8 protein-coding genes and 1 pseudogene are annotated in these 10,334 nt (G+C 73.6%); 1 reads left to right on the top strand and 8 read right to left on the bottom strand.

Annotation, left to right across the window (positions count from 1 at the left end):
• Nucleotides 1-166: 166 nt before the first annotated feature.
• The 4 genes from serS to C1A38_RS11910 form a co-directional block, all read right to left on the bottom strand.
• Nucleotides 167-1,447: a serine--tRNA ligase gene (gene serS, locus C1A38_RS11925; protein WP_102657904.1), complete on the bottom strand. Its 1,281-nt coding sequence runs from the start codon at nucleotides 1,445-1,447 to the stop codon at nucleotides 167-169.
• 138 nt (nucleotides 1,448-1,585) lie between these two features.
• The gene (locus tag C1A38_RS11920; protein WP_102657903.1) at nucleotides 1,586-2,758 is read right to left on the bottom strand and encodes a DNA polymerase III subunit beta family protein; all 1,173 of its coding nucleotides are present in this window, start codon (nucleotides 2,756-2,758) and stop codon (nucleotides 1,586-1,588) included.
• 82 nt (nucleotides 2,759-2,840) lie between these two features.
• Nucleotides 2,841-4,031 carry a saccharopine dehydrogenase family protein gene (locus C1A38_RS11915; RefSeq protein ID WP_102657902.1) on the bottom strand — a complete coding sequence of 397 codons (1,191 nt, stop codon included), beginning with the start codon at nucleotides 4,029-4,031 and terminating at the stop codon, nucleotides 2,841-2,843.
• A gap of 44 nt (nucleotides 4,032-4,075) precedes the next feature.
• The gene (locus C1A38_RS11910; protein WP_233196777.1) at nucleotides 4,076-4,480 is read right to left on the bottom strand and encodes a hypothetical protein; all 405 of its coding nucleotides are present in this window, start codon (nucleotides 4,478-4,480) and stop codon (nucleotides 4,076-4,078) included.
• An 80-nt stretch (nucleotides 4,481-4,560) separates the two neighbouring features.
• Here C1A38_RS11910 and C1A38_RS11905 point away from each other — a divergent pair.
• A pseudogene (locus C1A38_RS11905) lies at nucleotides 4,561-7,406 on the top strand (winged helix-turn-helix domain-containing protein).
• 126 nt (nucleotides 7,407-7,532) lie between these two features.
• Here the strand turns inward: C1A38_RS11905 and C1A38_RS11900 are convergent.
• The 4 genes from C1A38_RS11900 to C1A38_RS31150 form a co-directional block, all read right to left on the bottom strand.
• A complete protein-coding gene (locus C1A38_RS11900) occupies nucleotides 7,533-8,078 on the bottom strand; it encodes a DsbA family protein (protein ID WP_043725422.1) in 546 nt (181 codons plus the stop codon).
• Nucleotides 8,079-8,160: 82 nt separating this feature from the next.
• Nucleotides 8,161-8,850 (bottom strand): BON domain-containing protein, encoded by a 690-nt coding sequence (locus tag C1A38_RS11895; RefSeq protein ID WP_102657900.1) that lies wholly within the window; start codon nucleotides 8,848-8,850, stop codon nucleotides 8,161-8,163.
• A gap of 804 nt (nucleotides 8,851-9,654) precedes the next feature.
• Nucleotides 9,655-10,059 (bottom strand): hypothetical protein, encoded by a 405-nt coding sequence (locus C1A38_RS11890; protein WP_102657899.1) that lies wholly within the window; start codon nucleotides 10,057-10,059, stop codon nucleotides 9,655-9,657.
• Nucleotides 10,060-10,181: 122 nt separating this feature from the next.
• Nucleotides 10,182-10,328: a hypothetical protein gene (locus C1A38_RS31150; RefSeq protein ID WP_158244890.1), complete on the bottom strand. Its 147-nt coding sequence runs from the start codon at nucleotides 10,326-10,328 to the stop codon at nucleotides 10,182-10,184.
• Between the last annotated feature and the right edge of the window lie 6 nt (nucleotides 10,329-10,334).

Here is a 10,334-nt window from a genome sequence, read left to right as displayed (position 1 = left end):
CCCTGACCCCCGCGATCTTGCACTTTCTGTCTCGACAAAAGAGACAGATGCGGACGTTTCAGCGACCACAAGTGCAAGATCGGCGCAGAGGTCGGGGCGGACGCAGGCATCGGCGTCGACGGTGAGGTCGACGCCGACGGCAGGGTGCGGGGAGGGGGGAGAGGGGCTAGCGGGGGGTCAGGAGGTCGGTGCCCAGGCGGGGGCGGAGGACCTCGGGGACCAGGACTGAGCCGTCGGGCTGCTGGAACTGCTCCAGGATGGCGGGGAGGAGGCGGCTGGTGGCCAGTGCCGAGCCGTTGAGGGTGTGGACGAAGCGGGTCTGCTTGGCGCCCGGCTCCCGGTAGCGGATCGCCGCCCGGCGGGCCTGGTAGTCACCGCCCCAGGAGACCGACGAGACTTCCTTGTACTTGCCGGTGCTCGGCATCCACACCTCGATGTCGAGGGTCTTGCGCATCGAGGCGCTGGAGTCACCGGCGGCCAGCAGGCTGCGCTGGTAGTGCAGGCCGAGCCCTTCGACCAGGCTCTCCGCGTGGGAGACCATCTGCTCCAGCGCGGCGTCGGCCTGCTCGGGCAGGGTGAACTGGAAGATCTCCACCTTGTTGAACTGGTGGCCGCGGACCGTCCCGCGCTCGTCCGAGTGCGACCCGGCCGCCTCCCGCCGGTAGCAGGGGGTGTACGCGAACACCTTCAGCGGCAGCGTCGCGGTGTCCAGGATCTCGTCCTGGTACGCCCCGAGGATCGCCGTCTCCGCGGTGGGCAGCAGGAACTGCCCGCGCGGGGCGGACTGCTTGTCCAGGTGGTAGACGTCGTCGTAGAACTTGGGGAACTGGCCGGCGGCGAAACCGGCGGTGTCCAGCAGCAGGTGCGGCGGGAGCAGGAACTCGTACCCGGCCTCGATGTTCCGCTCGATCAGCCAGTTGATCAGCGCCCACTCCAGCCGGGCGCCCAGCCCGGTGTACATCCAGAAGCCCGAGCCGCCCAGCTTGACGCCCCGCTCGTGGTCCACAAGCGCCAGCATCCGGCTCAACTCGACGTGGTCGCGGATCTTCTCGATGGCCGGTGGGGCGCCGAAGGTCTTGACCACCCGGTTGGCTTCCTTGCCGCCGGGAAGCACGTCGTCGGCGGGCAGGTTGGGCAGCTCGCTCATCACGGTACGCAGCCGGGACTGCACCTGGTCGAGCTCGGCCTCCAACTCGGCGACCTGCTTGCGGCCGGTCTCGTCGGTCACCTGCGGCTCGACACCGGCCCGCTTGGCCTGCGCGTACGCCCGGGCCTCGGCCTTGCGACGCTGCCGCTCCCCGTCGATGTCGGTGATCAGCCGGCGGCGTTCCCGGTCGAGGTGCTGGATCTCGTCCAGCGCCCGGTCGACCTCGGCGGCATCGAGCCGCTTGGCCAGGGCGGTCGCCACCGCGTCGCGATCCTTACGGATCAACTCCATGTCGAGCATGCTGCTCCGTACCTTCAGGTCAGGCTGACCCGGTGATGCTACCGCCGTACGCCGACCGCCCTACCCCCCGCACCCGACCGTCCACCTTCCGCAGCGGCTCAGCCCCATAGCCGGACCAGCCTCAGAGTCGGCTCGGCCTCAGAGTCGGATCGGCATCAGGATGGAGAAGGCGCCCTCGTCGTCCGGGCGGCGGATGGTCAGCGGGGTGAGTGGGCTGTCCAGTTCCAGGGTCAGGTGCCGGCCGCCCGCCGCGTCCAGCGCGTCGAGCAGGTACTCGCCGTTGACTCCGATCCGCAGCTCGGTGCCGTCCGCGCCGGCCCGGTCACCACCGGCGGCCACGCCGGGACGGTCCGGATCGGGCAGGTCGTCGGGGCCGAGCAGGTCGTCGGGGCCGAGCAGGCGGAGCCGGTCCGGCGGGCCGAGACCGAGCACCGTCACCGGCCACGACCGGCCGGCGTACTCCCGTACGACCGTCGGCCCACCGGCCCGCAACGCGGTGACCAGCCACTCGGCGTCGACCGGTACCCGTCGGGTCGGCCCGGCGGCACCGGATCGTGGCAGCAGCGCGTGGTAGTCCGGGAAGTCGTACGGCAGCGCGGTGGCCCGCAGTTCGTGCCCGGCCACGTCGGCGACCAGCGACGAGCCGGACACGGTCAACTCGACCACGACCCGATCAGCGCCAGCGCCAGCGTCAGCGTCAGCGTCAGCGGAAGCGTCGAGCAGGTGACGCAGGGCGTCCACCGTGTCCAGCGGCAGCAGGGTCCGCACCGCCGGGCCGTGCACCGTCGCCTCGGCCGTCGCCACCGCCAGCCGGTGCCGGTCGGTCGCCACCAGTTCCAGGCCCGAGGCGGTCACGTCGAACAGCACACCGGTCAACGCCGGCATCGTGGGGTCGGTGCCGACGGCGAACCGTACGGCGTCCACGGCGGCGGCCAGCGCGGCACCGGTCAGGGTGAGTCGGGTGACCCCGGGCTGGTCGGCCGGCAGCAGCGAGCGCAGCCGGGACACCTCGCGACGCGCGTCGGCCAGCCCCTGCTCCAGCCTTTGCAGGTGCGTGTCGAGCAGCCGGTGCACCAGCGTCGGTTCGGCGCGTACCGCCTGGGCGATCTCGGCCACCGGCATGCCGACCCGGCGTAGCCCGGCCACCAGCCGTGCCGGCGCCACCTGGTCGTCGGTGTAGCGGCGGTAACCGGTGACCGGGTCGACCCAGGCGGGCACCAGCACCCCGGCGGCGTCGTAGAACCGCAGGGCGCTCACCGTCAGCCCGCTGGCCCGGGCCAGCTCGCCGATGCTGCGCAGGTCACTGTCCACGCCGAGATCCTGCCCCCTCGACCTGCTTGAGGGTCAAGCGGCTGTCGGGTGTTAACAGGGGCACCTTGCTCTACACCAGGCGTTAAGAAGGTGCCCTTCCTTCGTCCAGGACACCGAAGGTGAGGCCGGCGGTGGTGAGGCGGTGCAGCAGGGCGTCGCCCATCGCGGTGACCGGGGTGACCTGCCCGGCGGTGGACGGCAGGTCGTCCAGGGCCAGGCAGAGCGCCGACTCGGCGAGCATCTTCGCGGTCTCGTCGTAGCCCGGATCTCCGCCGGCCACCTCGGTGACCACCCGCCGGTCGCCAGCGCGACCGACGAACCGGACCCGGAACCACGACTTCGCCCGCTGCTCGGGGCTCGGTCCCTGGCCGGAGGCGAGCCGGCCGAGCAGCCAACGCCGGGTCGGTGGCAGCTTCACCAGCGCGGTCAGCGCGCCCAGACCGGCACCGGCGACCAGCACCGTCGGCAGCCGCCGTACCGCCGCGAAGTGCCGGTAGCGGAAGTCCGGCCCGTACTCCGGGCGGGCCGCGGCGGACCGGCGGACCACCTGCGGGTCGATGGTGGGCAGCGGCACCGCCCAGACCGGCAGGTCGCGGGAGCGGGCCACCTTGCCGGGCACGGCCCGCACCTGACGGCCGGTCGGGCGCGGTTCGACGGCGCGGCGTTCGCGGGCCGCCCGGGCGGTCTCGGCGGTACGCGAGAAGGCGGTCAACGCGGAGTGGTAGGTGCCGGCGGAGACCCGGCCCCCGGCCCGTACGTAGCCGTCCACGGTGATCGGCACGTTGGCCGGCAGGTGCTTGATCGTGAACCAGACACCCAGGTCGTGGGGGATCGAGTCGAAGCCGCAGGCGTGCACCAGCCGGGCACCGGTGCGTACCGCCTCGGCGTGGTGGCGCACGTACATCAGGTCCACGAACTCCGGCTCGCCGGTGATGTCCAGGTAGTCGGTGCCGGCGGCGGCGCAGGCGGCCACCAACGGTTCCCCGTGCCGGATGTACGGCCCGACGGTGCTGGCCACCACCCGCGTGGCGTCGGCCACCGCGCGCAGCGACGCCGGGTCGGTGACGTCGGCGGTGAGCAGCGGCAGTTCCGCAAGCGCCGGGTCGATCGCGGCCAGCCGGTCGCGGACCGTGGCCAGCTTGTCGGGGTTGCGTCCGGCGATCGCCCAGCGCAGCCCGGGTGGGGCGTGTCGGGCGAGATAGTCGGCGGTGAGTCCGCCGGTGAAGCCGGTCGCCCCGAACAACACGATGTCGTACGCCCGCTCCGCCGTCATGCCGCGAATGATGCCAGCCGGAGCGCGCCACCGCTCGGCACCGGCTACCGCTCCCGGGCGGTCGGCGGCAGCTCACCGGTCTCGGCGAGCTGCTTGGCCTGCCACAACGCGTGGCGGACCGCGAGCTGTGGTTCGTCACCGATCAGATGCGCGGCCAGCCCGGTGGGCGCGGGATCGGTGACCGGTCGGGCGGCCAACTCGGTACGCCGACCGTCGGGCGGGCTGCGCAGTTCGACCTGGATGGCACCGTCGAGTCGGCGCAGCGGCTCCGGCCAGACCCCTTCCGGCAGCACCTCCTCGGGCGGCCGGGCGATGGCCACCACCTGCCACGGCTGGGGCCCCTGACGGGCGGGACCGGAACGCCCGGCCCGCCGCCGGACGAGGGCGGTACGCACAGCCCGGAGCAGGGCAGCGCCGAGGACACCCGTCACCGCGAGTGCCGTTCTCACCTGTCCCACCCGTACCTCCCGTGCTCCGCGCGGCCTCCATCGTCATCGCGACCGGGGTGAACCGGGCTCCTCCCGAAGGGGTGAACCGCCCGGTGCCGGGTAACCGCCGGACCGCAGGGGCCTGGGGAGGGTGGACGCGTCCGTGGGGGTGGGCCGGATGCCGGATGACCGCAGCGAGGTCCGGGTTGCCGCACGGGCCCGTACGCCGGGCGGGTCGGCCGTGCTGGCGTCCCGCCTGTCGCCCGCCGTGCTGCCCGAGCCGGTGGTGCTGCGGCCACGGCTGGCCCGGTTGCTCGACGAGGCCGTGGCCCGGCCGGTCACCCTGCTGCGTGCCCCGGCGGGCTGGGGAAAGACGACGCTGCTCGCCTCGTGGCGGCGCACGGCCACGCAGCGCGACTCGGGCACCCCGCCACCGGCCTGGGTCTCGGTCGAGGCCGGCGACGACGCCGAGCGGCTCTGGGCGTACCTCGCGGCGGCACTGCGCTCGATCGTCGACGTGGCGGCGACGCCGATCCCCGACCGGTTGCCGGGCCCGGACGACCTGGAGGTGCTCGCCGCCGCGCTGGCCGCCCGGGAGCAGCCTGCGGTGCTGATCCTGGACGACCTGCACCGGGTCACCGACCCGGCGGCGGTGGCCGGGCTGGAGTTCCTGCTGCGTCACACGGATCAGCGGTTACGTCTGGTGGTGACCGGGCGCTCCGGCCCACCGCTGGCCGTGCAGCGACTGCGGCTGGCCGGTGAGTTGACCGAGATCGGACCGGACGAACTGGCCTTCACCGGCGACGAGATCGCCGACCTGTTGACCGCGCACGCGGTGGCGGTCCCGGTGGCCGCGGTGCGACGACTGCGGCAACGCACCGAGGGTTGGGCGGCGGCGCTGCGGATCGCCGCGCTGGCGCTGCGCCAGCAACCGGATCCGGAACGCTGGATCGACCAACTCGGTGCCGACCACCCGGAGATCGGCGGCTACCTGCGCGAGGAGGTGCTCGCCGGGCTGACGCCACAGGACCGAGAGCTGCTGCGGCGGGCCGCGGTCGTGGACACCGTCTGCGCCGGCCTCGCCGGTGCGCTGACCGACGACCCGAGCGTCGAGGGGAGGCTGAGCGGTCTCGCCGAGGACGCCGGGTTGCTGCACCACGACGGGGGACGCCCGGCGTGGTACCGCTGTCATCCGCTCCTGGCGGACCTGCTGCACCGCGAGCTGGGTCGGTTGCCCGCCGACGAGCTGCGTGACCTGCACCTGCGTGCCGCCGGCTGGTATGCCGGCAACGGTCGACCGGCCGAGGCGTTGCGGCACGCGCTGGCCGCCGAGGACTGGGTCAGCGCCGTCGACCTGTTCGTCACCCGGTGGCCGGAACTCGTTCCGAACGGCCGGGTCGACCGGGACGGCCCTGCGGCGGCACCCCCGCCGGAGGCGGTGGCGCGGGATCCGGAGCTGGCGCTGGCCTGTGCCGCCGACCGGGCCCTGCACGGCGACCGGGAGGCGGCCGAGGCGCAGCTGCGGCTGGCCGCCGAGCACGGTGGCGCGCTGCCCGAGCCACGTCGGGGCCGGTTCGGTCGGCTGGCCGCCGCCGTGACGCTCACCCTGGCCCGGTCGACCGGCGACCCCGAGACGGTACGCACCGCCGCCGCCCGTCTGCTCGCCACCGCCTCCGTAGCGGGCGCCGCCCCGGTGGCCCGCGTCGAGGAACGGGCCGCCGGGCAGACGCCTCGCGGCGACGCCGGTGACGATGCCGACGTACGGGCGGTGGCCGGCACCGAACTGGCCCGGCTGGCGCTCGACGCCGGGGAGCTGACCGAGGCGGCCGACGGGTTCGCCGCGTCGTTGACGGCCGCCCGGGTGACCGGCCGACTCCGCCCCGAACTGGTCTGCGCCAGCCGTTGGGCGTTGCTGGCGGCGCTGCGTGGGCATCTGCGGGCGGCCGAGGAGGCAGCCCGGGCCGCACTCGCGCTGCCGCCCTGCCAGGGCTGGTCGGCCCAGCTGGACTGCGGGTACGCGTACCTGGCGCTGGGGTTTGTGGCGCTGCACCGGGACCAGCCGGCGGAGGCCGCGGCGAACCTGACCCTGGCCGCGGCGGCGACCGGCGAGGCACCGGCCGGTGCGGTGGCGGCCTGGTGCCACTCGATGCTGCGCCACGACGAGGGCGACCTCGTCGAGGCGCACCGCCTGCTCGGGCAGGCTCGGGAGTGCTGGTCGCAGCGCTCCGGGCCGGTGGCGGCCTGGTTGCTCGCCGCCGACGTGGATCTGCACGCGGCCCGAGGTGACCTGTCGACCGCCCGCGAGCTGGCCGTCGCCGGGATGGCGCGGTTCACCTCACCGACGCAGGCCGGGCCGGCCTTTCCCGCAGCCGTGCTGTCGGTCGCGGCGGCCCGGGTGGAACTGCGGGCCGGTGACCCGCACGCCGCCGCGCGGCTGCTGCCGGACTGGGCCGCCGGGCCGGCAACCGACTGGCCCCTGCCGGTACGCCTCGACGCCGCGCTGCTCGACGCGGTGCTCGCCGGGCGCGGCGGCGATGAGCGCCGGGCCGGGCGCACCCTGGAACAGGCGCTCGATCTCGCCGCCCCCGACGGGTACCGCCGGCCGTTCACCCGCGCCGAGCCGGGCCTGCGTCACCTGCTCACCGCCCACCTGGACGCCGGTACGGCGCACTGGCCGATGGTCAGTGACCTCGTTCGGGCGGTGGACCCGCCGGCGGACCTCGCCGCGTCCGGTGCGTCGGTGGCCCCGCTCGACGAGCCCCTGACCGAGCGGGAACTGACCATCCTGCGCTACCTGCAGAGCATCCTGTCAAACGTGGAGATCGCGGCCGAGCTGTCGGTGTCGGTGAACACGGTCAAGACGCACGTACGCAACATCTACCGCAAGCTCGACGCCACCCGACGCCGGGACGCCGTCCGCCGGGCCCGCGAACTCCACCTCATCTGAGTGGGCGGTGCCGGCGGGTCGTAGGCGGACGGCGTCCCGTCACCAGATGACCTGCAAGGAGGGGCACCTTGTTAACGCCTGCGGTAGAGGAGGGGCCCCTTGTTAACGGATCCGTCGGTGCCCGGATCAGGTGGTGGCGGCGTCGACGGTGGCCAGCAGGGTGGCCAGGTCGAAGTCGCCGTCGTGGCGGGTGTCGTTGACGAACAGGGTCGGGCTGGCGTCCACGCCGCTGCGGATGCCGCTGACGAAGTCGTGTCGGATCCGGTCACCACCGGCGTGTCGACCGATCTCCGCGTCCACCTCGTTCACGGGCAGCCCGAGCTGCTCGACGCCGAGCATCAGGTGCACCCGATCCAGCTGCTCCTGGTGCTCGTAGAGCCAGTCGTGCATCTCCCAGAACCGTCCCCGCCGTCCGGCGGCCTCGGCCGCCTCGGCGGCCATCTCGGCGTACGGGTGCAGGTTCGCGATGGGGAAGTGCCGGTAGACCAGGCGGACTGTGTCGGCCCGCTCTCGGAGCACCTCCTGCAGGCTGGCGTGCGCCTGGCCGCAGAAGGGGCACTGGTAGTCGCCGTACTCGACGATTGTCACCGGCGCGTCCGTCGGACCTCGGACGTGGTCGTGTTCCGTGACGGGTGTGCGGAGCCGCGCAGTGACCTGCAGTGGTGTGGTCAGCTGATCGGTCATGAGTGCCAGACTGCTGCCCGGCCGGGTGAGGGTGGCTCACCCGGCCCGGGTGGTTGGGGCGTACGCCGCCTCAGCGCAGCACCGGTGCCACGGCGATGTGGTTCTGCACCTCCCGGATGCCCGGCGCGGACCAGACGACCCGCTCCACCTCGGCGCGTTCGGGCATCGAGTGCACCAGACCGCCCAGCAGCACGGTGTCGCCGTGCACCCGCACCGTCACCTGCTCGGCGTCGGTCGCCCGGTTGCGGGCCAGCGCGTCGACGATCCGGTCGGCCAGTCTGCTGCCGTCGGGGCGGACCGTCGGCCGTACGGTGATCCCGTTGCTGATGCCGCGTACGCCGTTGAGCTGGTTTACCGATTCCTCCGCGGCGCGGCGTTGGTACTCCCATTCGACCTGGCCGTGCAGGGTGACCCAGCCCTCCGCGACAGTCACGTCGAGCTGCTCCACCGGTACGAAGGCACGCCACTGCAGGGCGTGTTCCACCGCGGCGGCGATCTCCGGATCGGTGCGCTCCGCGCCGGTGATCAGCCGTACGGCGATGTCGTTGGCGACCACCCGGACCTGGGCGACCCGGTGTGCCGCGCGTTCCGCCGCCCACTTCTTGGCGTAGCTGTCCACCCGGCCGGTCAGCGTCACCACGCCCTCGGCCACGGCCACCCCGATCTCGTGCGGCTGCACGCGGGGCTCCCAGTCCAGTTCGTCGAGTACCGCCGAGCGGATGTCCTGATCGATGCGGTTGATCGTCGAGATGCTGGCCATCGCCTTGCTCCTCCCTTGCCGGCGTGGCGCGGCCCGTTCTGCCGGGTCCGCGGGACTCAGCCTGGTGGCGGTCCGGGTGATCCGGCCTCACCCGGGTCGAAGGAGGCCCGTGGGAGCGCTTCCATTTGCTCGTCCAAACGGTTAGTGTGAGTTCATTCCTCGGGTGCGGGAGCCAATCGCGCCGGTGCCGGAGCCAGGGCAGCTCCGATGGGTGTCTGTTGTGCGTCCACCCCGGTCACGGGGTGTGGGGCGTCTCCCCCCGAGAGGAACTCAGATGCGGAAAGGTCTCGTCGTTGCGGCGGAGTCCGCGCCCGGCTGTGCCGGCACCGGACCCGTCCTGCGAGCCCGACCGGGGGTACCGTCCGCCGCGACCACGCCACCCACCACCGGCACCGTACGGTCCATGGCCCGGCCCGCTAAGGAGGGCGAACTGTGGCTGGGTGGGCAGGGTGGGCCGGGGCGTCGCACCGGAGCCACCGGCATCACGTCGACGAACGTCAGCCGTACGGGCTTCTTCTTCCCCGAGCCCGACCGGCCAGACGGCGTCGCCCCAGGGTCCGTCCGCGTCCACCCCGGCCACCGGCCCGTCCGCGTTCCCGACCCGCCCGCCGCCGTCGGGCGGCGCTCCGGCCGCCTGCCTCGGCGCCGACGCGTGACGCGAGTGCGCTTCCGACGACCACCACCCGCACCACTCGCTGGCCGTCCACACCCGGTCAGCGCAGCGGACCCCGTCCGACCGGATCGGTCGGACGGGGTCCCTCCCGAGCTGAGCCCGTTCGACGCCAGCAGGGAGAAGGCCGCCGCTCAGCGGTCGGTCTCGGCGGGGGAGTCGGGCCGCTCGACGTCCACGAACTCGATGTCGTCGACGGACCGGTCACGACTGCCGGCGGCGCGGGCGGCGGTGCCGGCAGCCCAGCCGATAGCGGCACCGGCCAGCGCCGCGCCGATCAGCAGGGTCCACGGCAGTGCGGGACGGCGACCGGCGAGGGCGTCGAAGGCCCGGGTGGCCCGGCGGCGGGCCTCCTCGGCGGCCGACCCCACCAGTTCCCCGGCGTCGTCGGCCAGCCCCGCAGAGGTGTGCCGGGCGGAGCGTGCGGTGCCCCGGAGGTTGTCGCCCGCGGTGCTCACCGCCGACACGAGGTGGTGCCAGGCGTCGTCCGCGATCCGCTCCGGCTTGCTGCGGCGTTCCAGCAGGTTGGTTCCGAACATGGTTCCCTCCTCGACAGGACCGAGGCCGGTGCCCGCATGAGACCTCCTCGGCGACTTGCCCGGCGTGCGGCGGGGGTACGCCATCGGAGGCTGTGCCCCGCCCGATGCCCTCGCAAACCGGATCAGCGGGACGACACCACCGCGACGGCGGCGCGGGCGAAGTCGTCGTCGTCATCGTCGTCGTCATCACCCGCGCCGCCGAAACCGCAGGCCAGGACGAGGGTGAGCAGGGCACTGACGCCGGCCAGGGTGGCGAGCCTGCGAAGCATGTCGTC

The organism is Verrucosispora sp. ts21 (genome assembly GCF_002879555.1).
GTDB lineage: Bacteria > Actinomycetota > Actinomycetes > Mycobacteriales > Micromonosporaceae > Micromonospora > Micromonospora gifhornensis.
The sequence above is the reverse complement of the archived record's forward strand: the minus strand, read 5'-3'. Positions and strand labels throughout refer to the sequence as shown.